This window comes from Serratia sp. JSRIV002 (genome assembly GCF_019968725.1).
Classification (GTDB): Bacteria; Pseudomonadota; Gammaproteobacteria; order Enterobacterales; family Enterobacteriaceae; genus Chania; species Chania fonticola_B.
Genome location: NZ_CP074143.1, coordinates 4,428,456 through 4,454,686, shown reverse-complemented (window position 1 = coordinate 4,454,686; position 26,231 = coordinate 4,428,456). Strand labels below are relative to the sequence as shown.

The 26,231-nt window shown below is 53.9% G+C and carries 27 protein-coding genes and 1 riboswitch; of the genes, 7 read left to right on the top strand and 20 right to left on the bottom strand.

The features are described 5' to 3' along the window. Position 1: 1 nt before the first annotated feature. Positions 2 to 451: a helix-turn-helix domain-containing protein gene (locus KGP26_RS20980; RefSeq protein WP_059201515.1), complete on the bottom strand. Its 450-nt coding sequence runs from the start codon at positions 449 to 451 to the stop codon at positions 2 to 4. A gap of 94 nt (positions 452 to 545) precedes the next feature. Between KGP26_RS20980 and KGP26_RS20975 the strand changes: the two genes are divergently transcribed. Continuing rightward, the gene (locus tag KGP26_RS20975) at positions 546 to 1,754 is read left to right on the top strand and encodes an MFS transporter (protein ID WP_059201514.1); all 1,209 of its coding nucleotides are present in this window, start codon (positions 546 to 548) and stop codon (positions 1,752 to 1,754) included. 108 nt (positions 1,755 to 1,862) lie between these two features. Here the strand turns inward: KGP26_RS20975 and KGP26_RS20970 are convergent, their stop codons facing one another. The 4 genes from KGP26_RS20970 to KGP26_RS20955 form a co-directional block, all read right to left on the bottom strand. Then, positions 1,863 to 2,288: a GNAT family N-acetyltransferase gene (locus KGP26_RS20970; protein WP_059201513.1), complete on the bottom strand. Its 426-nt coding sequence runs from the start codon at positions 2,286 to 2,288 to the stop codon at positions 1,863 to 1,865. Positions 2,289 to 2,326: 38 nt separating this feature from the next. After that, positions 2,327 to 2,797 (bottom strand): SRPBCC family protein, encoded by a 471-nt coding sequence (locus KGP26_RS20965; RefSeq protein ID WP_223500220.1) that lies wholly within the window; start codon positions 2,795 to 2,797, stop codon positions 2,327 to 2,329. 13 nt (positions 2,798 to 2,810) lie between these two features. After that, entirely contained in the window at positions 2,811 to 3,434 is a 624-nt protein-coding gene (locus KGP26_RS20960) for a DUF1571 domain-containing protein (protein ID WP_223500219.1), read from the bottom strand. Between the two features lie 251 nt (positions 3,435 to 3,685). Then, positions 3,686 to 5,278 carry an ABC transporter substrate-binding protein gene (locus KGP26_RS20955; RefSeq protein WP_021178829.1) on the bottom strand — a complete coding sequence of 531 codons (1,593 nt, stop codon included), beginning with the start codon at positions 5,276 to 5,278 and terminating at the stop codon, positions 3,686 to 3,688. A 245-nt stretch (positions 5,279 to 5,523) separates the two neighbouring features. Between KGP26_RS20955 and pepT the strand changes: the two genes are divergently transcribed. Together pepT and glsA are read left to right on the top strand one after the other, a co-directional pair. Then, the gene (gene pepT, locus KGP26_RS20950; protein WP_223664570.1) at positions 5,524 to 6,753 is read left to right on the top strand and encodes a peptidase T; all 1,230 of its coding nucleotides are present in this window, start codon (positions 5,524 to 5,526) and stop codon (positions 6,751 to 6,753) included. Between the two features lie 430 nt (positions 6,754 to 7,183). Then, positions 7,184 to 8,122, top strand: a complete 939-nt coding sequence (gene glsA / locus KGP26_RS20945) for a glutaminase A (protein ID WP_059201509.1) — start codon at positions 7,184 to 7,186, stop codon at positions 8,120 to 8,122. A 110-nt stretch (positions 8,123 to 8,232) separates the two neighbouring features. Here glsA and KGP26_RS20940 read toward each other — a convergent pair whose 3' ends face one another. The 3 genes from KGP26_RS20940 to rluF all read right to left on the bottom strand — a co-directional run bounded on the left by KGP26_RS20940 (position 8,233) and on the right by rluF (position 11,088). Beyond that, positions 8,233 to 8,448 (bottom strand): YgdI/YgdR family lipoprotein, encoded by a 216-nt coding sequence (locus tag KGP26_RS20940; RefSeq protein WP_021178824.1) that lies wholly within the window; start codon positions 8,446 to 8,448, stop codon positions 8,233 to 8,235. 81 nt (positions 8,449 to 8,529) lie between these two features. Further along, entirely contained in the window at positions 8,530 to 10,116 is a 1,587-nt protein-coding gene (locus KGP26_RS20935) for a phosphoethanolamine transferase (protein WP_223664569.1), read from the bottom strand. 210 nt (positions 10,117 to 10,326) lie between these two features. Next, positions 10,327 to 11,088, bottom strand: coding sequence for a 23S rRNA pseudouridine(2604) synthase RluF (gene rluF, locus KGP26_RS20930; protein WP_223664568.1), 762 nt, complete (start codon positions 11,086 to 11,088; stop codon positions 10,327 to 10,329). Positions 11,089 to 11,200: 112 nt separating this feature from the next. Next, positions 11,201 to 11,292: riboswitch (TPP riboswitch) on the top strand. Positions 11,293 to 11,328: 36 nt separating this feature from the next. Between rluF and thiM the strand changes: the two genes are divergently transcribed. The 4 genes from thiM (at position 11,329) to KGP26_RS20910 (ending at position 14,627) form a co-directional block, all read left to right on the top strand. Further along, entirely contained in the window at positions 11,329 to 12,123 is a 795-nt protein-coding gene (gene thiM, locus KGP26_RS20925; protein WP_209523753.1) for a hydroxyethylthiazole kinase, read from the top strand. Continuing rightward, positions 12,120 to 12,920: a bifunctional hydroxymethylpyrimidine kinase/phosphomethylpyrimidine kinase gene (thiD, locus tag KGP26_RS20920; RefSeq protein WP_021807158.1), complete on the top strand. Its 801-nt coding sequence runs from the start codon at positions 12,120 to 12,122 to the stop codon at positions 12,918 to 12,920. Before thiM ends, thiD begins: the two co-directional genes overlap by 4 nt. Positions 12,921 to 13,047: 127 nt before the next feature. Next, on the top strand, positions 13,048 to 14,085 hold the full coding sequence (locus KGP26_RS20915) for a Fic family protein (RefSeq protein ID WP_223664567.1): 1,038 nt from the start codon (positions 13,048 to 13,050) through the stop codon (positions 14,083 to 14,085). An 83-nt stretch (positions 14,086 to 14,168) separates the two neighbouring features. Next, positions 14,169 to 14,627, top strand: a complete 459-nt coding sequence (locus KGP26_RS20910; protein WP_094982774.1) for an inhibitor of vertebrate lysozyme family protein — start codon at positions 14,169 to 14,171, stop codon at positions 14,625 to 14,627. 74 nt (positions 14,628 to 14,701) lie between these two features. On the opposite strand, the gene gutQ is transcribed toward KGP26_RS20910, so the two are convergent. The 12 genes from gutQ to KGP26_RS20850 all read right to left on the bottom strand — a co-directional run bounded on the left by gutQ (position 14,702) and on the right by KGP26_RS20850 (position 26,225). After that, positions 14,702 to 15,673, bottom strand: coding sequence for an arabinose-5-phosphate isomerase GutQ (gene gutQ, locus KGP26_RS20905; protein WP_021807154.1), 972 nt, complete (start codon positions 15,671 to 15,673; stop codon positions 14,702 to 14,704). Continuing rightward, positions 15,666 to 16,442, bottom strand: coding sequence for a DNA-binding transcriptional repressor (locus KGP26_RS20900; RefSeq protein ID WP_021178807.1), 777 nt, complete (start codon positions 16,440 to 16,442; stop codon positions 15,666 to 15,668). The genes gutQ and KGP26_RS20900 overlap by 8 nt, the downstream gene beginning before the upstream one ends. Positions 16,443 to 16,525: 83 nt before the next feature. Further along, positions 16,526 to 16,882, bottom strand: coding sequence for a transcriptional regulator GutM (gene gutM / locus KGP26_RS20895; protein WP_021807153.1), 357 nt, complete (start codon positions 16,880 to 16,882; stop codon positions 16,526 to 16,528). 272 nt (positions 16,883 to 17,154) lie between these two features. After that, a complete protein-coding gene (gene srlD, locus KGP26_RS20890; protein ID WP_024527024.1) occupies positions 17,155 to 17,934 on the bottom strand; it encodes a sorbitol-6-phosphate dehydrogenase in 780 nt (259 codons plus the stop codon). Positions 17,935 to 17,944: 10 nt separating this feature from the next. Then, a complete protein-coding gene (srlB, locus tag KGP26_RS20885) occupies positions 17,945 to 18,307 on the bottom strand; it encodes a PTS glucitol/sorbitol transporter subunit IIA (protein WP_021178804.1) in 363 nt (120 codons plus the stop codon). Positions 18,308 to 18,325: 18 nt separating this feature from the next. Beyond that, positions 18,326 to 19,315 (bottom strand): PTS glucitol/sorbitol transporter subunit IIB, encoded by a 990-nt coding sequence (locus tag KGP26_RS20880; protein WP_059201499.1) that lies wholly within the window; start codon positions 19,313 to 19,315, stop codon positions 18,326 to 18,328. A 15-nt stretch (positions 19,316 to 19,330) separates the two neighbouring features. Beyond that, positions 19,331 to 19,879, bottom strand: a complete 549-nt coding sequence (locus tag KGP26_RS20875; RefSeq protein ID WP_021807150.1) for a PTS glucitol/sorbitol transporter subunit IIC — start codon at positions 19,877 to 19,879, stop codon at positions 19,331 to 19,333. 243 nt (positions 19,880 to 20,122) lie between these two features. Continuing rightward, a complete protein-coding gene (fbaB, locus tag KGP26_RS20870; protein WP_021178801.1) occupies positions 20,123 to 21,172 on the bottom strand; it encodes a class I fructose-bisphosphate aldolase in 1,050 nt (349 codons plus the stop codon). Between the two features lie 223 nt (positions 21,173 to 21,395). Further along, a complete protein-coding gene (locus KGP26_RS20865; RefSeq protein WP_223664566.1) occupies positions 21,396 to 22,082 on the bottom strand; it encodes a GntR family transcriptional regulator in 687 nt (228 codons plus the stop codon). Between the two features lie 101 nt (positions 22,083 to 22,183). Continuing rightward, complete coding sequence (locus tag KGP26_RS20860; protein ID WP_223664565.1) at positions 22,184 to 23,644, bottom strand: mannitol dehydrogenase family protein; 1,461 nt, start codon at positions 23,642 to 23,644, stop codon at positions 22,184 to 22,186. Positions 23,645 to 23,712: 68 nt separating this feature from the next. Continuing rightward, on the bottom strand, positions 23,713 to 25,107 hold the full coding sequence (locus tag KGP26_RS20855; protein WP_223665681.1) for an MFS transporter: 1,395 nt from the start codon (positions 25,105 to 25,107) through the stop codon (positions 23,713 to 23,715). A 104-nt stretch (positions 25,108 to 25,211) separates the two neighbouring features. Continuing rightward, positions 25,212 to 26,225, bottom strand: coding sequence for a Zn-dependent oxidoreductase (locus KGP26_RS20850; RefSeq protein WP_021807145.1), 1,014 nt, complete (start codon positions 26,223 to 26,225; stop codon positions 25,212 to 25,214). Positions 26,226 to 26,231 lie beyond the last annotated feature (6 nt).

The following is a 26,231-nucleotide window of genomic DNA, read 5'->3' as shown; positions in this document are numbered from 1 at the left end:
TTTATTCTTCATCCACTTTTACGACTCGGGTATTGCCTAAGTTGAGTGCTTGCCCGGCATGACCGATGGGTGTCATGCGAGGTATTGGCTGACCGCTGTCCTTTTCCACCAGGCGTGAATAGTCCTCTCCTGCTGCAAAAAGATGGTCTTCTCCCCATTGGCGCAGTGCGACGATAATCGGGAAGATTTCTCGGCCTTTATCGGTCAGCAAATACTCCTGATAGGCGCTGCCATCGGCGGCAGGGCTAACTTGCAAAATCCCCTGGGCGACCAGCGTGCGTAGCCGAGTGGAAAGAATATTCTTTGCCATCCCCAGGTTCTTTTGAAACTCACTAAACCGGCTGATGCCGTCAAAGGCGTCGCGGATGATCAGTAATGACCACCAATCACCCAGCACATCCAATGTTCGTGCTACCGGGCATTGAGCATCCTCAAGGCTTTTACGTTTCATGCTGCGGCTCCAGAATTATTCTGGTTGCATTATAAAACCTCTTTCACTAAAGTGCATTGAGTTTAATAATGAAACCACTTTAACGAGGCGCTTGATGAGTGATAAACCGCTGGAAACCTTCCGCTCACAGTCTGTCGAGCTTTTGCCTACGTCACTGGTGCTGCTGTTGGCTACAGCCTGCGCCTTCAGCGTGGCCAATGTTTATTATGCGCAACCGCTGCTTGATGCCATTGCGGAGGATTTTAATATCAGCCTGGCAAGAGTAGGGATGGTGATTGCAGCGACCCAGATCGGCTGCGCCTGTGCGCTGTTATTGGTGGTTCCTTTGGGGGATTTGCTGGATCGCCATCGTCTGCTGGCGGTGCAGCAAATACTGTTGATTGCCGCGTTGCTGATGGTTGTGGTGTCTAGTAGCAGTTTGGCGTTACTGGCGGCTATGCTGCTGGTGGGGCTGCTGGGAACCGCGATAACGCAGGGATTGATCGCCTTTGCCGCGACGTTGGCCTCCCCGCAGGAACGTGGACGCGTGGTGGGGGCTGCTCAGGGTGGAGTGGTGATGGGTTTACTGCTGGCGCGCACCCTTTCTGGGTTACTGGCGGATATCGGCGGTTGGCGAACCGTCTACATTTTCTCAGCGGCTCTTACCCTGATATTACTTCCTGTTCTGGCTCGTTTATTACCAAAGCAGCCTGCTTACGAGTTGAAGTTAAGCTATTGGCAACTGCTGAGCTCAATGCTGAGCCTGTTGCGCCATGACCGGATTTTGCAGATACGCGGTATGTTGGCGTTGTTGATGTTCGCGGCATTCAGCATCTTCTGGAGCACGCTGGTTCTCCCTTTGAGCCAACCCCCATTTCTTTTTTCTCATTCGACCATTGGTGCATTTGGGCTGGTAGGGGCAGTCGGAGCGCTGGCGGCGATGAGAGCTGGGCATCTAGCTGACCAAGGCTGGGGGCAGACAGCTAGCGGAGTGTGCCTGTTGTTGCTGATGATCGCTTGGCTGCCGCTTGGGTTGATGGAGCGAGGAATGGCGTACCTGATTGGCGGTATTATCCTGCTGGATCTGGCCGGGCAGGCAATCCATGTCCTCAATCAGAGCATGATTTTCACTGCACACCCGCAGTCCCACAGTCGCCTGGTCGGGTGCTACATGCTGTTTTATGCCGTTGGCAGTGGGCTGGGGGCGTTTGCCGGTAGCCATATTTATGCGTGGGCAGGCTGGCACGGCGTATGCTGGTTGGGTGGTTCGGTAAGCCTGGTGGCATTGCTGTTTTGGTGGCGTACGCTGAAATATTGCCGTTGACCCTTTCAGACCTTTATGACGCCCCATGCAGCTATGATCCCCCCGATGAACGCACTGAGCGTACCAAGGATAGTGCCCGTTGCTGAAACCGCAAGCTTAAGAACAACGCTATCTTTGCGGTGAATACATCAGGTAATACTCTTCTCCGCCGTCACCACCGGTGGAGACGATCTGCCAGCCGTGCTTGTGATAGAACGCTATCGCCTTGTCATTTTTCACCAGGCACTTGAGCGAGCCGGTTGAGGTAAACGTCTGCTCTGCGGCATGCAACAGCGCGCTGCCCACGCCTTGTGGCGGCAACAGGGGGTCGACATACAGATTATGAATAAAATTATCGGCGCGATAAATTGAGACAAAGCCGAGCAGCTTGCCGTCCTGCTCGGCAACCCAGATCTCTTCGCCAATCGTTGAGCGATCAAAATCTTCCAGCCGGTAATTACGTGTGTCACGCCAGGTAAAGGCGGCTTGGCGTGCGGCCAGATACAGGCTGCGCAGAAAAGGACGATCGGCCTCTTGGTAAGGTCTTATGTGCATGGCGGCTCCTGATGATTTGCTAGCACTATAGCTGACAATCAACTCATTTCAACGCTGGTACCCAGCCGTTTCGCCAACCCTTTGGCCCCGGCCCGCATCACCGCATCGTGGTTCCAGCGAAATAGCGGTGCTGCCAGTGGTGCCAGATAGTTCATCCAGCGCGTAGTGGTTCGGACATGCCAGGTATAACGCGCAAGGGTATAAACCCCATCGGAACTTAACAACCATTGGCCGACCCCTTCTACTTCGCCGCTGGCTTGCCCCTCCAGTAGCTGTAACGGCACAATATTCACGATACGCATATCGAAGGTGATGCGGTAAGGCAGCACGCCTTGCCAGGTATAATGATGTAGCGCCCCGATGCCGAGCGCATCGCCTTTTCCTATTTCGACCACCTGTAACAGGTTTTTCCACCAGCTTGGCCAGATATCGGGATGATAAAGTACCTCCCATACCGTTGGTAACGGGGCTTTGATGCGCCAGAGGGTGGTGAACTGGTATTCGGCCATATCGGGTTCTGCCTTAAGGGGTAAAGAAGTCAGCGGGAAAATGCAGGTTGAACACCAGCGCATCCATCATCACGGTTTCCATTTCTCGATCGTTGCTATCGTAGCTGACCACCTTGGTTGGGAAGCCGTGGCTCTCCTCTAGCCAAACTTCATAACGGTGAACGCCATCGACGCTAACCCCCGCCACTCCAAGGATGGTGACATGCAAAGCGCCTTGGCCAGCCAGGGTCTCCTTGCCGACCACGGTCGTTTTTCCCCCTTGCTGGAGGCGGTGAATATTACGCAGCAAGGTGCCGACGTCCGATTGGTCTACACGGTGGCCGTTAGGGTCTTGTACCAACGAGTTGCTGGGTGACAGGCTCAACACCGGCAGAGTGCCGATACCGAATGGCCATACTCGCACCTTACCGCTATCGGGATCATAGATCAGCACGGCACCGCGATGAGGTTCGCTGAAATCCATCCGCACATAACCCGGCTTACGGTAGCTGTAACGCATCAGGGTACGATCGCCTTGTGCCGTTCTAGAGTCGATCCTGCATTGGTACGCAGCAATCTGCGCAAATTGCTCCTGCGCCAGAACCATCGGATCCGGTGAAATTGTGGGGGCAGCATTGGCACTGGCTATCAACGCCATTGCCAGTAGCCATTGGTTGCCGAATAAGTGGTTGATACTTTTCTCCCTGCGGAACCATGGCCGAAAAGGCTGGCCTCATTAATTAAATATAGGGTCTGGATCACAGGCGATGGCGGTTTATTCTTCAAACATCATACTATTCGAGTTTTTCGGGCTTAATATGCCACATACCTTGAATGAGCTTTTCGCCAATAAAAAAGGCTTCATTCCTCTCGGTTTGAAGCCCTGAGTCATCGTTCAAGCGTCGGTGCTTATTTCACATCGACCTGATAGAAAATGTGTTTACCGAACGGGTCGATTTCGTATCCGGTGACTTCTTTGCGCACCGGCTCAAAAATCGTCGAGTGGGCAATCATCACCGCAGGCATCTGATCGTGCATCATCTGCTGGGCTTCTTTGTACAGCGCTACACGTTTTTCGTGGTTACTTTCGGCGCGAGCTTCCAGGATCAGCTTATCAAACGGCTGATAGCACCACTTCGACGAGTTAGAACCGCCGTTGGCTGACGTGCAGCTATACAGTGGACCAAAGAAGTTATCCGGATCGCCGGTTGCCGTGGTCCAGCCCATCAGTGCGGCCTGATGCTCGCCGTTTTTCACCCGCGTCAGGTACTCGCCCCATTCGAAAGTGACTACTTTGGCCGTTACGCCCACTTTTGCCCAGTCGGCCTGGATCATCTCGGCCATGCGCTTGGCGTTCGGGTTATACGGACGCTGAACCGGCATTGCCCACAGATCGATGGTCATGCCGTTGGCGAAGCCGGCTTCTTTCAGTAGGGCTTTGGCCTTCTCCGGATCGTAATCGTAGTCTTTCAAATCCGCATCGGCACTCCACACGCCCGGTGGCAGTATATTTTTCGCCGCTGTGCCGGTACCGTGGAAAACCGCCTCGATGATCGCTGGTTTATTGATGGCCAGCGCCAACGCCTGACGGACCTTCACGTTATCCAGCGGTGCCTTCTGGGTGTTAAACGCCAGGAAGCCGGTGTTCAAGCCCGCTTTTTGCATCAGGTTGATGTCTTTATTTTCCCGCATGCGTGGCAGATCTGCCGGGTTAGGGAATGGCATCACCTGGCATTCATTTTTTTCCAGCTTGGCGTAACGGATCGACGCGTCCGGCGTGATGGAGAACACCAGACGGTCGATTTTCGCTTTGCCCTGCCAGTAATCAGGGAAGGCGCTAAACAGGATGCGGGAGTCTTTCTGATACTGCTTCAGTTCAAACGGCCCGGTGCCAATCGGCTCCATATCCACACGCTCTGGTGTGCCCGCTTTCAACATGCTATTGGCGTATTCTGCCGAGAGAATTGAGGCGAAATACCAGCCTAAATCGGCAACAAACGGCGCTTCCGGATGGGCCAGAGTGAAACGCACGGTATGGTCATCAACCTTGTCGATGGCGGTAATTAACTTGCCAAACTCCAGGCTCTCGAAGTTGGAGTAGTTGCCGTTGGAAACGTTGTGATAGGGATGGTTTGGATCTTTCTGGCGCATAAACGAGAAGATCACATCATCGGCGTTAAAATCGCGCGTCGGCTTGAAATATTTGTTGCTCTGGAACTTCACCCCTTGGCGCAGATGGAAGGTGTACACCTTACCGTCTTCACTGACGTCCCAGCTTTCTGCCAGGCTAGGCTGCAGTTCGGTGGTACCGACTTTGAAATCCACCAGTCGGTTATAGATCGGCACCGCACTGGCATCTACGCTGGTCCCCGAGGTGTAGAGCTGCGGGTTAAAGTTTTCTGGTGAACCTTCTGAACAATAGACTAACGTTTTTGCTGCTACCCCAGAGCTTATTGAGAGCGCTGCTACGGTCAGCGCAAGCTTTGTAATTTTAATTATCATCACTATCTTCCTGTTGGTGAGCCTACCACTGAAAAATAAAGCTTGTACTAAAGCGCTTAATAAATAACATTAAATTTACATTATCAGCAAACAACATCGAACGATAACAATGAGGTCAACGCTAGCCTCGGTAAAGGCAGTAGTTGGCAAAAATAAACTCTAACAAAAGGGTGAATTCTGAAAGATTGCTCTGGTGATCCTAGCCATGGGAGCCTTGCAAACGGGATGCGTTCATACACAACATAATGTCTTCACCGCTCGCCACGCAGTTAACCCAACGTTTCTTCCGCTACCTGGCCGTCACCAGCCAGAGCAACCCAGCGATAAGTACTTTGCCCAGCACTCCTGGCCAGTTCGCCATGGCGGAGATGCTGGCTGAGGAACTACGCCAACTCGGCCTGGATAATGTGGTTATTGACGAACATGCCACCGTCACCGCAGTGAAAAAAGGCAACGTACCCGGTGCGCCACGTATCGGGTTCATCACCCATATCGATACCGTTGACGTTGGTTTATCGCCGGACATCCACCCACAAATCTTGCGTTTTACCGGTGAGGATTTGTGCCTGAACGCGCAGCAAGATATCTGGCTACGTACTGCTGAACACCCGGAAATCAAAGCCTATCCGGGGGAAGAGATTATTTTCAGCGACGGCACCAGCGTGTTGGGGGCGGATAACAAAGCGGCCGTCACGGTAGTGATGACGGTGTTGGAAAACCTTACCGCAGAGGACCAACACGGCGATATCGTGGTGGCATTTGTACCGGATGAAGAGATTGGTCTGTGCGGTGCCAAAGCGCTGGATATGGCGCGTTTCGACGTCGACTTTGCCTGGACTATCGACTGTTGTGAATTGGGCGAAGTGGTGTATGAGAACTTCAACGCCGCCAGCGCCGAACTGCGCTTTACCGGTGTGACCAGCCACCCGATGTCCTCCAAAGGCGTGCTGGTGAACCCGCTGCTGATGGCGATGGATTATATCAGCCACTTCGATCGCCAGCAGACTCCTGAGCATACCGAAGGGCGTGAAGGTTATATCTGGTTTAACGGCATGCAGGCATCACAAAGCGAAGCGCTGCTGAAAGCCAATATCCGTGATTTCGACTTGGCGAACTTTGAGCGCCGCAAGCAGCAGATTGGTGAAGTAGCGGAGAAGATTGCCGCGCAGTATCCCACCGCCCGGGTGGAGTATCACATCAGCGATACCTACAGCAATATCAGCAATGCCATCACCGATGACCGCCGGGCCATTGATCTGATTTTTGCCGCACTGGCCGAGTTGAACATTGAGCCTAAAGTCATCCCAATGCGCGGGGGCACCGATGGTGCTGCGTTGTCGGCAAAAGGGTTATTAACGCCCAATTTCTTTACCGGCGCGCATAACTTCCATTCACGGTTCGAGTTTTTACCCCTTAAGTCGTTCGAGGCTTCCTACTATGTGGCGTTAACGCTGTGCAAGCTGGCGGCTAAATAAGGGCCGATATCGCTTCAACATTATCGCAGCCAGGCTTGTTCAAGCCTGGTTAGCGAAAGTTTTCTTTGTTTGGCTAGCGCTAATAAACAAGAAAGCCATTACGGATTAGCAGATAAAAACTCAGACACCCGCTATTTTTTCACTATGTTCGGATGATCATCACCGTTCATGCCGGTATAGCTGATCATACCGCTCTTGAAACTATCCTATCGCCATTATCACCCAGAGCTTGTTGGCCGGCTATTACACTATGTTTAAGTGGGCGGGCCTAGAATGGCTGGGGCCGATTATGGCTTTGTATAGCCATTGGCGTGATGAGAGCTATTGAACCTTCTGTACCAACCGCTCCGCTGCCAAAACCTTAATATTTATTTCAAGGGTTGTGAGTATTACCTCCCAACCTCGCAAATTCAGTCTGGGAGTCAACAACATGACTATCGATTTACAACGGCTTCAACAGGTGGCATCGAATGCCTATGCGCAGTATTCCACATTGAGTGGTGGCGAGAATGCCAGCTATATCCCTTTTTTAGCGAGCGTGCCAAGCCATTTAGCCGCCTTGGCGATTGTGACCGTCGACGGGGATATCATTTCTCAGGGCGATGCGGAGTTCCGCTTTGCGCTGGAGTCAATTTCAAAAGTGTGCTCGCTAGCCTTGGCGTTGGAAGATGTTGGCCCACAAGACGTACAGGACAAGATTGGTGCCGATCCCACCGGCTTGCCCTTTAACTCGGTGATTGCTCTGGAGCTACATAAAGGTAAACCCCTCTCGCCGCTGGTGAATGCCGGGGCAATGTCAACGGTGAGCTTAGTCAAAGCGAGTGACCGTGAAAACCGCTGGTTGCGCATTCTTGATATGCAACAGCAGTTAGCGGGTGCACAAATCGCACTCTCTGACGAGGTGAATGATTCAGAGCAATCGACCAACTTCCATAACCGTGCGATCGCCTGGTTACTCTATAGCGCCGATGCGATGTACTGCGATCCAATGGAAGCCTGCGATGTTTATACCCGCCAATGTTCAACGCTGCTTAATACCATTGAATTGGCCACGATGGGGGCGACAATTGCCGCTGGTGGTATCAACCCCGTCAGCAAAAAGCGAGTGCTGACAGAATCTAACACCCCCTTTATTTTGGCAGAAATGACGATGGAAGGGATGTATGGCAGTTCAGGCGATTGGGCCTATACCGTGGGTTTACCGGGTAAAAGTGGGGTTGGAGGCGGTATCTTGACCGTGGTGCCCGGCGTAATGGGGATTGCTGCGTTCTCACCTCCTCTTGATCCCGTTGGTAACAGCGTGCGTGGGCAAAAAATGGTTGCGGCTGTTGCCCAGCAAATGGGATATAACCTTTATCGGAGTCGTTAATCATGAACAGGCCGCTAGTTCCTAAGGGCCTGCATAAAACAGGTAACCGCTGCAATCCATGGCAGGCTTTATGCAGGTCTGTTGTGAAAGTCACACCGCCGCAGGGAAGGCTATTTTTTTACTATTCCGGAAATATCATTGGTATTGATCAGATGATAGTCGCCGTTCATGCCGGTATAGCTGGTCATACCGCTACTGCGGTCAGTGTCCGGTTCGCCGTGGGCCTGTAGGATATCGCCATATTTAGTCGTGATAATGTAGTCACTGGTGCAACCCGCCAGTGCCAGTGTCAGGACAATGAGAGGCAGAAAAGTCGGTTTTTTCATTGGTCAACAGGCTCTTTTCATTTTAACTGCCTCATATTACAGACGAAGTGGCCCGAGATGCAAAGGCAACCTTGTTACACTTTAGCGCGTTTGGGTTTCAAAGATATCCGTCGGCAAATGGGTGTAGTCCACCTTCTTGAGCTTAAAGTTGGTGATATAGACGGGGCCGGCTTTTTGCTCGGAAAGAAACGAGTATTTCGGCGTCAGCTCTTTGGTTTTGATCCCGGTCCACGAGGCGAAAAAGGCCAGGAAGTCATTGGCTGAACGAGGGGCTTTAATCAGGCGGTGTGCGGTGTCATCGCTGGAAAGCACCATAAAGGGGACCTGAAAATTTTGCTGAAACTGATCATCGTGCGCCAGATATTGCACCTGGGTACCGCGCTCTTTAAACGCCAGACCGTGATCGGAGAAGTAGACCATTGAGAAACTTTCCCCGGTGTCGCGTAACTGCTGATAGAGCTGTTTCAGCAGGTTGTCCGTTTGCGTCATGGTGTAAAGATAGCAGGAGGTCTCTTTGGATTGCACAAAGTCCGCGTATTTCCCCTGAGTCCGGTCGCAGGCTTGCGGATGTGAACCCATCAGATGCAAGACGATCAACTGCGGGTTAGTGCTGCGTGGGGCGGCAAAAACCTGGGCGGTCATCTTGAGCAGCGTTTCATCATGGGTGTTCTTATCCGCTTCAAAATCACCGTTTTTCAGGAACTGCACTTCATCGGCACGTTTGGCAATGCTGGCGATAGCGGTGTCATATTCACCAATTTGGCCTTGGTTGGAGAACCACCAGGTCTGAAAACCTGCACGATTGGCCAACGTGACGAAGTTATCCTGATACTGCGGTTTGCCGTTAATGACACGGGTTAACGTTAAGCCGAGCGATTTCTGTGTTGAGCCGCTGGCCGCAATATAGTTAAGCAACAGCGTACCGTTTACGTGGCTGGCGAAGGGGGTATTGTCCCAGTGCCCACCAAACGCCCCTAAGGCATCTCGCCGCGCGCTTTCGCCGATCACTACCATGTAGATATGATATTTCGGTTTCACCGTCAGCACGTTCCAGGAATCTTTCAGCTGTGAAAACGCCTGCATACGGGCTTTTTCATCAATCACTTCCTGGTTATTGGCGATCACATCTCTGACGAAACGAAACACGGGATAACCAGAATCGGTCAATTTAAACACGCCACCGTATGCCAGATTCTGCACTGGCGTGACAAAAAAGCAGACCACGCTGATGGTGAGACATAAGCTCTGGAGGGTGTTCCAAGCCCCTTTCGGGGTTGGCTTACGGCGCAACGCGATAATGCCCAGTGCCAGAATAAACAGGGACACCAAATAGCTGTACCACGGAAAGATGGTCAATATCTCGCTGGACTCCTCCACCGTGGTCGAGTGTAACGCCAGCAGGGTATTAAAATTGGGCGAGCCATAGGCCTGAGAAAATGGGAAATACAGGGCGGCGATGAGGCTACACAGCCCGATCACGCTCTTTTGCAGGCGCGAGCTGAGGCGCCACAGCAGCAGTAACACACAGCTAAACGCCACGGCATACAGCAGACTAAATGGATAGCCGAGGGCGAAGTTGATCAGCAGCGACTGCAGGAAGTAAAAGCCTGTCCACGGGGTTAGGGTGACGTCACGTGCTGCCAGGGTATCTTTAACCGTTGAGTTCATGTTTACCGAAAGTTATCAAATGCCGTGTGGTAACTCTGACAAGAAAAGAGTCATAAATCCGTTTGGTTGACGGAAAGGGGAGGAGGGATAGACCGCATCCAGCGAGCCGCAACATTTACCCGGATGCGAGAAGATAGAGCCGAATGAAAACAAGATCAACTGATAATTAGCGGCTGTTTTGAGAGGTTGATTGCATATCGCGACAGTCGCCTATATCTGGCTATATTGACGCGGGGCGGAAATATCCTCGGACGAGGAGTGTTCAATCAGCTCGAATAACTCGATCCGCTCATCATCGGTCAAATCCCGCCATTCGCCCAGCGGTAACCCTTGCAGAGTGATATTCATAATACGCTGGCGCTCAAGTTTGGTGACATGATAACCAAAATATTTGCACATACGGCGGATTTGGCGGTTAAGCCCCTGCACCAGCGTGATGCGAAACATCTGCGGGGCTTCTTGCTCCACCAGGCATTGTTGAGTCACCGTATCCAGTATGGGTACGCCTGCGCCCATGCCCTGAATAAACTCATCCGTCACCGGTTTGTTGACGGTGACCAGGTACTCTTTTTGATGATTATTGCCAGCACGGAGGATCTTATTGAACAGTTCGCCATCATTGGTCAGGAAAATCAGCCCCTGAGAGTCCTTATCCAGCCGCCCGATGGGAAAGATGCGCCTATTGTGATTAACGTAATCACCGATGTTATCCCGCACGTGCTTTCCCATGCTGGTGATGATACCAACCGGCTTGTTCAGCGCGATTAGCACCAGATCGGCCGCATCGCGCGGTTCGATCGGCTGGCCGTTAACTTTGACCACATCCCCGACCAATACTTGAGCGCCCAAGGAGGCTAAGCTGTCGTTGATAAAGACGTTGCCCTGCCTGATGTGGCGATCGGCAGCCCGACGAGAACAAATGCCGCTGTCGCTAATGTATTTGTTAAGGCGGATAGATGAGTGAGTGAGCATGGTTTCCCCGTTAAACGCGAACTATACATTATCTGGGGGAGACGGCGTCTCCTTTTTATTTTTTGACGCTATCGTGTGATTGACCTCACTGGCCACAGCCTCAATAATGGCAAACGTCGACTCGGGGTGCCCTTAGGGGCTGAGAAATTACCCGTATTACCTGATCTGGATTATACCAGCGTAGGGATGTCGCGGTATCTCAACCGGTACCCGCCTTCTTGAACGCCGGTTGGGAGCGCTATGTTTACTCGACCTGATGTGTTACCCGGCACCCGTGCCGCGGCCTGTTTTAACCAATTTAAACGCCAACCTCCATTGATCCACTGCCTGACCAACGAAGTGGTGCAAGAGCTGACGGCCAACGTGCTGCTGGCGCTTGGTGCTTCACCGGCGATGGTAGTGGAACCGGAAGAGGCCGCGCAGTTCAGCCGCGTTGCTGATGCGCTGTTGATCAATATCGGCACCCTGCACGCTTCGCGGGCAGAGTCGATGTTAGCCGCCATCGAGGCTGCCAATCGTGCTGAAAAGCCCTGGTTACTGGATCCGGTTGCCGTTGGGGGATTGGAATACCGAGCAATCTTCGCCCGCCGCTTGCTCACCCTGCGGCCTGCGGCGATCCGTGGCAACGCGTCGGAAATCATTGCATTGAGCGGCCTGCAGACCAGCGCCCGTGGCGTAGATAGCCAGGATGACTCGCTGATGGCATTACCCGCAGCACGCGTATTAGCACGTAATTGTGGGGCCATTGTGGCCGTCACCGGTGAGACAGACTATATCACTGATGGTGAAAGAGACTGGGCCGTCACGGGTGGCGATGTATTAATGACGCGCGTAGTGGGAACGGGCTGCGCGCTTTCAGCCGTTGTGACAGCATTTTGCAGTTTGCCGGGCGATCGGCTGGATAACGTTGCCACCGCTTGCCGGGTGATGGCGCTATGTGGTGAAAGGGCCACGGCGCGGTGTTCTGGCCCTGGCAGCTTTACTGCCGCCTTCCTGGATGCCCTCTACCAACTGCGAATGGAGGATCTGCTATGAAACGGATTAACGCTCTCACCATCGCTGGCACCGATCCTAGCGGTGGAGCCGGTATTCAGGCCGATCTGAAAGCTTTCTCCGCATTGGGGGCCTATGGCACCAGCGTGATCACCGCGCTGGTGGCGCAGAACACCCGTGGCGTGCAGTCGGTATATCATATCGAACCGGCATTTGTGGCCGCCCAACTGGATTCGGTACTCAGCGATGTGCGTATCGACAGCGCTAAAATCGGCATGTTGGCTAATGCCGACATCGTGCAGGCGGTGGCCGAGCGCCTACGCCATTACAAGCTGCCTTATGTAGTGCTGGATACGGTGATGCTGGCTAAAAGTGGTGACCCGCTGTTGGCACCGGAAGCGGTGGAGTCCATCCGCCGTGAGCTAATGCCGTTGGTTTCCATTATCACGCCGAACTTGCCAGAGGCGGCGGCTTTGCTGGCCTGCGCTCCGGCACAAAACGAATCACAAATGCGCGAGCAGGGCCAGGCGTTATTAGCGATGGGCTGTCAGGCGGTGTTGATGAAGGGGGGCCACCTAAGTGAAGAGGAAAGCCCAGATTGGCTATTTATCCCCGGCTTTGAGCAGCGCTTTAGTGCGCCGCGCATAGCGACCAGGCACACGCACGGCACCGGTTGCACCTTATCTGCGGCACTGGCAGCCCTGCGCCCACGCTACCCAAATTGGGCCGATACCGTGGCAGCGGCAAAAAACTACCTGCAACAGGCCTTACAGCAGGCCGATAGCCTGGAGGTAGGGCAGGGTATTGGGCCGGTGCATCATTTCCATGCCTGGTGGTGAGCCAACTTTTCCACTAGCCGATGCTAGTTGGTCAATTGCTTGATATTTTCCACCGAGCCCTCCATGATCGGGAACCAGGCCCAATGCGGCTCAGGCTGATTGATTTGTGAAAATAAAGGGAAGCAAGATGGCTGGTTATCAACCACCTTATACCATTACGCCAGCTATCCTGAATCGAGTGATTGAGGTGGGGGAGCTATTGGGGCATTGGGCCGCGCAGGCTGGGCAATCTTCACCTTTGTTACGCAAAGAGAACCGTATCCGCACCATTCAGGCCTCATTGGCCATTGAGCATAATAGCCTGTCTACTGAGCAGGTGACTGCGATCATGGAAGGTAAGCGGGTGTTGGCACCGGCAAAAGATATTCAGGAAGTCCGTAACGCCATCCTTACCTATGAAAAATTGCCAAGCTGGCAAAGCCATCGGCTTGAGGATTTGTTGGCGGCACATGGTTTATTAATGGGAGGGCTGGTCGATGCTCCGGGGCAGCTACGCAGCGGCAATGTTGGGGTATATCGAGATAAACAACTTATCCATATGGCGCCACCTGCCAATCAACTATCGCGTTTGGTTGGCGATCTGTTGGCGTGGTTAAAGCACACCGATATTCATCCACTGATCGCCAGCTCTATCTTTCACTATGAGTTCGAATTTATTCATCCGTTTGCCGATGGCAATGGGCGAATGGGGCGTTTATGGCAAACGTTGATCCTCAGTGAGTGGCGTTCAGAGTTGGCATGGCTACCGGTTGAAACCCTGATCCATAATCAACAGCAGGACTATTACCGAGTCCTGGGAGTCTGTGATAGGGCTAGCGATTGCACCGCATTTATTGACTTCATGCTGGAGAAACTGGTGGCGGCATTAGCCGAAGGTATTGGCGAGCAGAAGGGGAAGTCTGCCACAATGTCGGAAGAAATGTCGGAAGAAATGTCGGAAGAAATGTCGGAAGAAATGTCGGAAGAAAATTTACTACCGCTGAGTCGAACGACTGAACGCATCTTGGCCATTATTGCTGCCAATCCCTCCGTCACCATTGCCCAATTGGCGGAAACATTGGCGATGAGCAGCCGTACCATTGAGCGAAGCCTCAAGGTGCTCCAGGAAGGAAAGCGGCTAATCAGGGTTGGGGCAACCAAAAAAGGATATTGGCAGGTAGTCTGACGAAAACGCTGAGCCAACTTTCCCGTTTAATTGTGGTCTGAGCTACTTGGAGCTACGCTTTTGATTTACCGAGGGAGGAGACCATGATAGGAAAAAAGAGGTTGTTGGGAGCCTTGGTTGCGACCCTGCTTGGATTTAGCACCGGCAGTTTTGCCGAACAGATTATCACTGCCTCAGATCTGATCCAGCAGCCGGGCTACCAAACCAGTTGGAAAAATATGGTGAAGGGGCAGGCACAGTTACCGGGTTGGGCGCGTAAAGGGATCGGCACTTCCACGCCAGCTGAAACCGTCACCTGGCAAGGGCAAAGCTACCAAATCGGTAACATCTGCAAGCCGCATGACTGCGCCAATAACTTTATGATTGTGGCTTTTAAAGCCGACAAGTCCCAGGCTTGGGGCGTGCGGGTTGAAGTGCCCAATAAGCCGCAGGCCATCGACCATCCGAAGAAATACGCCAAATATCAATGGCTGGGTAAACCGGATGATCAGATGAAAGCGTTGCTGAAGAAACAGTTTGAGGGCAATCCAGACTGGAAGTAACGCTGCTGAGGGGGAAAGCTACGCGCCAAGGTAGTAGTTAAGCGGGCGTAGCATGCTACGCCCCCTACGTGATATCAGCCGATCCCGGCCTGATGCAGGTCGTGCAGGTTGATTGCACCTACCAGTACGCCATCGATATCCACCACCGGAGCCGCGCTGATGTGCTGTTCGTGCAGCGCTTCCAGGGCTTCCCCGGCACGCCACTGTTCTGGCAAGCGGTAGCCGGGGCGAGTGATCGCCGGGCTGAGGCCGTCATTGAGGCTATTACCCTTCACCAACCAGCGGCGCAGGTCACCGTCGGTAAATACGCCCACCACTTTTTGCTGTGCATCGCATACGGCTACCAGGCCTAGCCCGGTACGGCTCAACTCCAGCATGGCTTCCATTACGTTGGCGCTTTCTTGCACCATCGGCAGGCGATCGCCGGTACGCATCAAGTGATGGACGCGATTGAGCAGGCGAGCACCCAGGCTGCCACCTGGATGGGAACGGGCAAAATCTTCGGCATTAAAACCGCGCTGGCGCATCAGGGCCATCGCTAATGCATCCCCCATCATCAGCGTAGTCACTCCGCTGGAAGTGGGTGCCAGGCCCATCGGGCAAGCTTCACGTTCAACGCTGATATCCAACGTACAGGCAGCACCCAGTGCCAGCGGCGACTCTTTGCCACCTGTCATGGCAATCACGGGGATCTTGCTCTCTGCCAGCAGCGGCAGGATCAGATCCAGCTCTTTGGCGCGGCCTGAATAGGAGATAAAGATCACCACATCATCGGCGCCGATCATCCCCAAATCGCCATGCAAGGCTTCCGCCGGATGGACGAAAAACGACGGGGTGCCAGTGCTGGCCAATGAAGCGGCAATCTTCTTGCCGATATGGCCGGATTTACCAATACCGGAAATAACCGCCTTGCCACGGCAGTTGAGCAGCAGTTCACAGGCTTGGACAAAGTTGTCATCCAGGCGTGTCAGCAGGCGCTGCGCTTCGGTCAGCTCAATTTCCAGCGTTTCACGGGCAAAGTTGAGCAGGGCAGTGGCGTTACTCATCAAGGGGGTCTCCTACCAGAATGATATTGATACCTTTAGCCTGTAGCGCAGCCAGGTAATCCGGGTTGATGCCGTTATCGGTGATCAGGGTATCCACAACGCTCAGATCGCACACCACGTTGGGGCTTTTGCGGCCAAACTTCGAGGAATCGACCAGCAACACAATACGGCTGGCGGCTTCACACATCGCCTTGCTGACATTATGCACTTCATTAAAGGTGGTGACACCCGCATTGAGGTCGACACCGTCGGCCCCAATAAACAGCTTATCGAAGCTGAACTGCTGAAATGCCGACTCCGCCAGGCTGCCGTGAAAGGAGGCAGATTTTTTACGGTAGGTGCCACCGGGCATCAGGATGGTTTGATCGTTATCCAGTTCCACCAGCGCGTTAACGATAGTCAGGCTGTTGGTCATCACGGTGATGTTATTGAACTGCGCCAGATGTGGCACCATCTGCAATACCGTACTGCCTGCGTCAAAGATCAGCGAATCACCATCATCGATCAGCTTGATGGCGGCATAGGCGATCTGCCGTTTCTTTTCGGTGTTGATATGGGTTTTACGATCGATGGGCTGATCGCCATCGTCACGGCTAAGCACCACGCCGCCATAGGTGCGGATCACCTCGCCTTCTTCTTCCAGCAAGGTGAGATCTTTACGGATGGTAGTGCCGGTCGTGGAAAAATGCTCTGCCAGGGCATCCACTGCCGTTTTGCCATGCCGCTGCAAGTATTCGAGGATAGCGGCTTGCCGCTGCTTTGGTTTCATAGAGATCCCTGTTCACAAGAGTTGACCATTCCTCTCGGTGAGATAGTTCACTATGAAAGGTAATGTCTTTTAATGTGAAAATATCATGATTTCGGTGCGATCGCTAACGATAGTGCAGTTTGGCATGCCCGATCCTCAGGGAAGATCACATCTGGGCAGAGTTGTTGTTGGTGCATGCCATGTAACTGCGTGAGCTGTTTCGGCTGGGCGAAGATGGTCAGGCCGCGCATCAGCATGCTGCCACATACCCGCTGTTGGGCGTCAAACGCTAGCGCCAATACCACGCGGGGTTTGAACCGGCCCCCAGAGCGGCCAACGCCCACGGTGCCCAATTGGCATAGGCTCTCGAACGCGCGGTTAAAGCGCTGTAGCTGCCACCAACCCAGGGCGATTTGCAGCAGCCAGGCGATAACGGCGAAGGTAATGAGTGCGCTGGTCATACGGTTGTTCTCCTGTGTGAAAATAAAGGGAGAGAGTCCGGCGATCGACCCCTCACCCTAACCCTCTCCCACAGGGAGAGGGGACCGAATGTGCTACAACGTTATTCCTGTATTTAACCACGGCACGGTATCAAAATATGGGGTTAGCGTTCTTCAGATAGAGTCCTATACCTGACTATGACACCGTACTGGCACCCTCTCCCTGTGGGAGAGGGTGGGGGTGAGGGGCTGTTAGATACATATTTAGTTAGCCCTTATTCCAAGCCCGTAAATCAGAACATCACCTGCCCGCCGGTAATGTTGATCGACTGGCCGGTGCAGTAAGAGGCTTTGTCGCTGGCATAAAACAGCAGCGTGTTCAGCACGTCCTGGTAGTCACAGCCGCGTTTCAGCGGCACCTTATCGGTGTAATATTTCTCAACTTCTTCCGGCTTGATGCCCAGCTTCTGTGCATATTGCGGCAATAGCGACTGGAACATCGGCGACTTCAACAGGTTACCGAGCATCAGGGAGTGCACGGTGATACCGTAATCGGCCAGATCGAGCGCCAGCGACTGCGTCAATCCAACGCCACCGAACTTGGCGGCGCTGTAGCCGGAATTATGCTTGCTGCCGACCTTGCCGGATTTAGAGTTGATTTGAATGATGCGCCCGGCGATACCGTCGCGGATCATCAGGCGAGAGAACTCGCGGGCACACAGGAAATAACCCACCAGGTTCACCTGCAAGGAGCGGTCAAAATCCCCCAGTGGGAAATCGGTGATCGGCGCGGCTTTGGCAATCCCGGCGCTGTACACCAACAGGTTGGTCTGACCGAAAGCCCGGTCAACCGCACTAGCCAGCGCGATAACGCTGGCCTCATCGGTGGCATCGGCCTGGAAACCGATGGCGCGATCGGCCCCGAACTCCTGATTGATTTGCTGTGCCACCAGATTGGCGTTGTCGGCATTCAAATCGGCGACCGCAACGCGATAACCCGCTTCAGCCAGGCCATGACACAGGAAAGCCCCCAACGTTTGGCCACCGCCAATCACTACAGCTACTTCAGACATGATCTACTCCTTATGCGATAAATTTCAGTGTGCTGCCTAACGGGATATCAGCGGGCGTGCTGCCTGTTACGTGGATCGTGCCAGGGAATTCGGCCTGAGTTTCTCCATCAAAACGTACGGTGATATGGCCCAGTTCGCGTAGGTTCTGGGTGGCAACCTCTCCGACGGCGGTGATGGGGTAGCGCCGATCGCCAAGCTCCATCACGCCCCCGGTTTGTAATTCACCGGCGGTCTCGCCGTGCTGGTGGATGAAGCAGTACTCTTCAATATCTGCCGGTGCGCCTTCGCGGAAGGTGATCAGCATATTGTCCAGCAGTGCGTCACGGGCGCAGCCGCCAATCTGGGTGATAGTGGTCTGGAAAATGGTGCTCATGGTTTTCCTCCGGGCAATTTATTGATAGATAAAGGCCGATGCGGCCCAAGCGATCAGGACCGTCGGTGCGCCAGTGAGGAAGCGCCCAACCAGTACCGAAGGGACGCCGACACGCACCGTATCCTGCTTGGCCTCTGCCAGGGACAGACCCACCGGGATAAAGTCACAGGCGGCCTGGGCGTTAATGGCGAACAGCGCCGGGAGTGCCAGCTGAGGGGGAATATGGCCAAGACCAATCTGTACGCCCACCAGCACGCCGATGACCTGAGCGATGACGGCGCCAGGGCCGAGGAACGGTGAAAGCAGGGGGAAGGAACAGATCAGCGCCAACGTCACCAAACCGATTGGGCTGTTGGCCAGCGGCGTCAGGCCGTGGGCGATAAAGTCACCCAGACCCGAGGCCATGATGATGCCGATCAGTGCCGAGACGAAGGCCATAAACGGCAGAATGGTTTTCAACACGGTATCGATGGTGTCACGTCCGGCCTGGAAAAACACCGCGACAACTGACCCCATACCCATCCCGACTTTTGCCAACAGGCCATCGCTCTGTTCGGTGATTTTTTTGCTGGTATCGTAATCACGAACCTTTGGTTGTGGCTGTTTTTCGCTGGGCGGAGGAGTTTCAGACCCTTGTGCAACGTCAATCAGGCTGATGTTGTTTTCCCGTACGCCGGAAACGTAAATATCCTCCAGAATAAACTGCGCCAGCGGGCCAGAACGGCCAGTTGAATGAATATTGATGGTAGGGATGCGGCGTTTAGGGTAGATGCCACAACGCAACGTCCCCCCACAGTCAATAATCGCCAGACCAATCTCTTCCGCCGGTGGTTCGCCTTCTTTGAAACCGTCTACCGCAGGCCAGCCGGTTAAATCGCTGAGTTTGTCGACGATCGCCGGGCGGGTACCGGCGGTGATATAGACGATTTTCTTACCTGGCTCGATAGGTAACTGTAGTGGGCCACCCCAGCCGCCAGCACCTTTCTCAATACGGATATAAGCACTCATGCTGCGCTCCACAAATTAAAGTTGAACCTGGCGATCCAGTTGGATGCCCATCTTGCGTTCAAATATGCTGGTGGTGAGATCGGTGATCCAACCGCGGAAGAAGTTGGTGAACAGCCCAACCAGGAAGTAACTCACTGCCAGAGGAGCCAACGGCAGGCCAAGCGTGGTCAAACCGCTGGCAATGCCGAGGTAAACGAACAGTTCGCCAGGGTTGATATGGGGGAACAGGCCGTTCATGGAGTGGCAACTGTAGGAGGCTGCGGCGTAATAACTGGGTTTATATTTCTCTGGCATAAAACGTCCGAGACTCAACGTCATCGGATTACAAAACACAAAGGTGCCGATCAGGGGGAGTAGCAGGTAGCGTGAAACCGGGTTACCGGCACAGCGCTGTGCCAAACGTTCGATACGTTCCTGGCCAACAAAGTTGATCAACGCGTTCATGATAACTAACAGGCTGATCAACAACGGTAAAATGCCGGTCACCATACCGACAAACACTTCCCCGCCTTTTTGGAACAGGCCGATGAACCATTCGGCTCCGTGGGTTATTAGCTCAATCATTTTTTTCTCCTGTGATGGATGCTATGGCCTGGAGCGAAGTGCGGCTCTGTCGCCATGGGTCATACAGTAACCACTTTGGTTCGGCTTTTGTTTTAAATGGATCACACTTTGAAAGATAAATATTTTATTGTGAAAGATAAAAATGAAAGAAAAGAAATTAATAATGAAGGAAGAGAGGGGTTAGGACATGAAAAAGGCCCAGCAGAGCTGAGCCTCGAAGACTAATAATTTGATAAATAACGATTAAGCGATGGTGACGCTGTTGTCGAGATAGGTGTCCTGCACGGCATTGATCAGGGCGATGCCATCCTTCATCGATTTCTTGAACGCTTTACGCCCCAGGATCAGGCCCATCCCGCCAGCCCGTTTATTGATCACGGCGGTACGCACTGACTCTTGCAGGTCGTTTTCCCCTGCGGCGCCGCCAGAGTTAATCAAACCGGCGCGGCCCATGTAGCAGTTTGCCAACTGGTAGCGCACCAGATCGATAGGGTGATCGGTGGTCAGCTTGTCATAGACGCGATCGTCGGTATAACCGAATTTCACTGCACGGTAGCCGCCGTTGTTCTCGGCCATTTTCTGTTTAACGATATCGGCACCGATGGTGGCCGCAATGTGGTTGGCTTGGCCGGTCAGATCGGCGCTGGAATGATAATCGACGCCATCCTTGTTGAACGCAGGGTTACGTAGATAGGCCCACAATACGGTCACCATGCCCAGTTCGTGAGCGCGCTCAAAGGCGATCGAGATCTCTTCAATCTGGCGGCGTGACTGCTCGGAACCGAAGTAAATGGTTGCACCAACCGCCACCGCCCCCATATTGAACGCCTGCTCAACGCTGGCATACAGGGTCTGGTCGTATTGCGTTGGATAGCTCAGGGTTTCGTTGTGGTTCAGCTTGACCAGGAACGGGATCTTGTGGGCGTAGCGGCGGGAGACCGAAGCCAGCACGCCGTAAGTGGATGCCACGCAGTTACATCCGGCTTCGATCGCCAGCTCAACGATATTTTTTGGATCAAAATAGAGTGGGTTGGCGGCAAACGAGGCACCGGCAGAGTGCTCCACGCCCTGATCGACCGGCAGGATCGATAGATAACCGGTGCCCGCCAGGCGGCCATGGTTCAGCAAGGTTTGCATTGAGCGTAGCACGCTGTTTGGGCGGTTGTTGTCGATCATCACCCGGTCAACAAAGTCGCCACCGGGCAGGTACAGATTTTCCGCAGGGATGGTGGTGCAGCGGTGTTGCAAAAGGTCTTCCGCTTCCTTACCTAACAATTGTGCAATATCCGTCATGATTCACTCCCGTTAAAGCTTCCTATACACCGGTAACTCTGGGTATTTGGCCACCGGCGTAGTCAAAAGCGGTGATTGAAGCTATGCAAAGATACTAATCAAAACCTGATGGTGCGAAGAGACAATAGATGCGATTGAGAAGAAATGCTATTTAGAAGGCAAAATTTGCGAGTGAGCGCTTGTTGATGGCGTCCCCTTTCCTGGTCGGAGAGGGGAACAGTTTTTACTCGGCTTCAAACCAGTCGGTATTTTGCAGAGCAATCGGGGTGATCGAATAGATCATCTCCTGCAAATGCTCATGAATAGCCAGCTCCGCCGCATCCGGATCCTGGGCTTTCAGCGCCGCAAAAATACGGTAATGCTGGTGGATCAGATTCTCCGGCGGTGACACTTCGCTCAGGCTGAGGAAGCGCACCCGATCCATCGTCGCTTTGATGGTCTCGATGGTTTCCCACGCCAGGGCACAGTTGGCCATTTGCGTCAGCAGATGGTGGAATTCATCATCCAGCGCCAAAAACTCGCGGATCTGATTATTCTGTGCCGCCAGCTCCTGGCGATGCAGGTTATGCTCCAGCGTCATCAACTGATCGGGGGTGATGCTGGTGGCAACTCGCCGCACGATGGCGCATTCCACCGCCTGACGGATAAAGCGCCCGTCGGCCACTCGTTTGGCGGAAATTTTCATCACGAAGGTACCGCGCTGCGGCAAGATCTGCACCAGCCCCGCTTCAGCCAGTTTGATAAAGGCTTCGCGCACCGGTTGGCGTGAAACGCTGAAACGGGTGGAGATCTCTTTCTCGGAAAGCAACGTGCCCGGAGGGATGGTGCAATCGACGATATCTTTGCGCAGGAAACGATAGATCTGCTGATTGACCGGGACATTATTCGTGAGGACGTACGATTCTGACATGGCAACAATCAATATATGAGAGTAGTAGTGAATGTCACCATACTAGCAGATTAACCTGTGAAAGAGGGCGGATAAATCCACCCGCATTCTCTGCTTTTCTATTAGCGTGCCAGCACCCTTGCCACCGTCGCTTTAGCTCCCCGCGCCAACAGCGCCAGATAAGCACTGGTCACGGCATTGACGAAGCGTTGGTTATCCGGCAGGTCGCGTCCGAATACCGAGGTCATTTGCAGTAACGCCATCACGCGAGGCTCACCTTCAGCACTGTTGGCGACGCGCCGGGCAATTTCCTCACGCAATGGATCGCTGATGTCGATCGGCTGACCCTGTTCGTCCTTACCGCCGACGTAACGCATCCAGCCCGCTACGCCCAGCGCCAGACAGTCAAAATCACTGCCGTTGGCCAGATGCCAGCGCACCGAATCCAGCATGCGCTGCGGCAGCTTTTGCGTGCCGTCCATGGCGATCTGCCAGGTGCGGTGCTTCAACGCCGTATTGCGATAGCGTGCCAGCAGGGAATCGGCGTATTTCTCCAGATCGGTTCCCGGCGTGTTCAGCGTCGGGGCCTGCTCAGCCAGCATCAGATGGCGGGCGGCCTTGACGTAATGCTCATCCTGCATACAGTCACTGATGTGTGGGTAACCGGCTAAATAACCCAGATAGGCCAGGAACGAGTGGCTGCCGTTCAGCATACGCAGCTTCATCTCTTCGAACGGCAACACATCGCTGACCAGTTCGGCACCGGCTTGTTCCCATGTCGGGCGGCCCGCGACAAAATTGTCCTCAATCACCCATTGGCGGAACGGCTCGCAGGCCACGGCTGCCGGATCCTGCACGCCGGTTTGCTGTGCGACCTGAGCCAGGGTGTCTGGCGTCACGGCTGGCACGATGCGATCGACCATGGTGGAAGGGAAGGTGACGTGGGTTTCGATCCACGTTGCCAACGCCGGATCTAGCGCTTTGGCATAGGTGGTGATCACGTTGCGGGTCACATGGCCGTTTTCCGGCATATTGTCGCAAGACATCACGCTGAATGCAGATTGCCCGGCAGCTTTACGCTGCGCCAAGGCTGCGACGATGACCCCAACTGCGCTTTGTGGGTGATGCGGATTAGCCAGATCACGCACAATCAATGGATGATCTAGCTGCAACTGGCCGGTGGCGGGAGAATGACAGTAGCCTTTTTCGGTGATGGTCATGGACACAATCGCCACTTCTGGCTGGGCCAGAGCCTGGAACACGGCGTCCAGCCCGTCGACTTGCGCATGCAGCGCCTGTTTTACTACGCCCACCACCCGGCATTGCCAGGCATCGGCTGACATCTCTGCCACGCTGTAGAGCATATCTTGCTGTTTGAGATCGGCGATTTGCTGTTCGCCACCGATCAGGTTGATTTCGCAGTAGCCCCAGTCGCTGCCGTGTTCCTGTGCCAGGATATCGGCGTATACCGTCTGGTGGGCCCGATGAAAGGCACCAAAGCCCAGATGAACCAGGCGCGAAACCAGTTTGCTACGATCGTACTGCGGAACAATGGCGTTGGCTGCTAACAGCTTGGTATCCATGTTAAAACTCACTGTGTGATGGTTTGATTGCCGCAGAACCTTCTCTGCGGCAGAGGATTGAAGAGGGATTAATGACTGCTGACGCGCTGGGCTATCGGTAGCGCTGGGCTTTCTGCGGCATCTTCCGCCAGGCTCAGGTCGCGATCTCTGACTTCTGGCATCAATATCGCTGCCAGCAAGCCGATAATGGAGTACAGGATCATCATGGCGGCGATTGGCCACCAGGAGTCGGTCATATTGCAGAAGATACCGGCCAATACCGGGCCGAAGCCGACCGCCACCAAACCACCGGCCTCTTTGGAGATCGCCATGCGGGTAAAGCGGTTACGTGAACCAAACATTTCCGCCATGGTGATGTTTTCCAGCGCAAACAGGCCCAGCACTGCGACGTTATGGATAATAATGATCGAGACCATAATCACGTTCACCTCATTGGTCTTGTCCACAATCATCGAAATCATGGGGTAAGCCAGAATGATGGCGGAGATATTGACCAGGATATAAGGTATCCGCCGGCCTATCTTGTCGGAGAGCCAGCCAAGGAACGGGATGGTAATAAAACCGATGGCGGAGCTGATCATCAAGGCGTCGGTTGGGATAGCCTTCTCAAACAGCAGGGTTTGCACCAGATAACCAGCCAGGAAGGTCTGGATCAGACCGGAGTTGCCTGCCTGGCCAAAACGCAGCCCGGTAGCCAGCCAGAAGGATTTGCTGCTGAACATCGCCGACAGCGAATGGGTCTTGTCAGCCACGGCGTGAGCCGGTGTTGCGCTGGTGCTGTCGTCGTTAACTTTTTCAAACACCGGGCTTTCTTTCAGGTTCATACGCAGCCAGATGGCAAACAGCATGACGACCACGCTGGCCAGGAAAGGCACGCGCCAGCCCCAGGCCAGCAGCTCTTCTTTTGACAGGAAGAAGAACATGACGGCCCAGATAGCCGTTGCTGACAGCGTGCCGCAGTTGGTGCCCATGGCTACTAGTGAGGAGATAATCCCGCGTTTACCCTTAGGCGCATATTCTGCCAGCATGGTTCCTGCTCCGGAAATTTCCGCGCCAGCTCCCAGCCCCTGAATAATACGCAGTAACACCAGTAACAAAGGGGCGAAAATACCGATTTGCGCATAGGTTGGCAGCACGCCGATTAAGGTGGTGCAGACCCCCATCATGGTAATGGTAATAAACAGCACCCTTTTACGGCCGATGGTATCCCCCATGCGTCCAAAGAAGAAGGCACCCGCAATACGGGCGATATAACCCGCGCCGTAGGTTCCCATCGCCAAGATTAACGCCATGGCGGCGGACTGTTCCGGGAAAAATATTTCATGGAAAACTAATGCTGCACCTAGCGAATAAAGCTGAAAATCCATAAATTCCAATGCGGTACCAAGCCAGCCGGAAACGGCCGCCTTGATCAGGTCCGAGGTACTTCTTTCCGGCTGAGTGTTGTCAATTTTTGCGTTCATCATTGTTCTGTTCTCTGCAAATTGTTGTAAGGACGGCAAAGATGAGGTTCAGAAGCCCCTGTTTCCTTCCAGCTACAGCAGGCCGTAGCTGGAAAGTGGTCAGGTCAGAATTTCAGTAAAACTTTACAGCACTGCTTTTGGTCTTTTTCGAAGATCTCCATCGCGTCAAGCACTTGCGTAAACGTAAACTGATGGGTGATCAGTTTCTCTGGTTGGATCTGGCGTTGCGCCATCCAGGCAATCACCTGCGGGAAGCGGTTGCTGTTAAGGCGTGAGCTGTAAATCGAGATCTCTTTACTGGTAATGGCTTGCTGGCTGATCACGCAGGGTTCGGCAGAGAAGCCCATAATGCCAATGCGTGCGGCGGGAGAAGCCAAGCCGATTGCCTCCGGCAGAATGGCCGGGTGGCAGGCAGCATCGATGATCAGCGTTGGCCGGATGCCGAGTTTTTGTAACTCGCTGGCCAAATCCAGCTGGCTGTTGTTGATCACCACATCCGCGCCGTTGGCAGTGGCCATCGCCAGGCGCTCATCGATACGGTCAGCTACCACAATCTGTTTAACGCCGTAAACGCCGCTCAGCGCCTGAATGGAGGTTAGGCCCATAGGTCCGGCACCATACACCAAGGCCACATCTAACGGGCCAGGTTGCAGTTGGCTACAGATGTTGGCAGCAATGGTGAAGGGTTCGACCATCGTGGCTTCGTTGTCTGGAATGCTGTCCGGTACTAGATGGGCATTTTTGGCCGGTAGCGTCACAAATTCGCTGAACCCGCCGTCACGGTGCACCCCGATGACCTGCAGTTCGGTGCAGACGTTTGGTCTGCCCACCGAGCAGGGATAGCAATGGCCGCAACTGACAACCGGATCGCCCACTACGCGTTCTCCGATGCGTGACGGGTCGACACCTTCGCCGATAGCATCGATATGGCCAAAGAACTCATGGCCGATCACGCGCGGGTATTTGGCAAACGGATTATGGCCCCGATAGATATGCACGTCGGAACCGCAGATCCCGGCACTAGCCACACGGATCCGGACTTCACCTTGCTGCGGCGATGGCAATGGGCGTTCTTCGATCACCAATTGCCCTGGCTGTTGAACAGTAATGCTTTTCATAGAAAT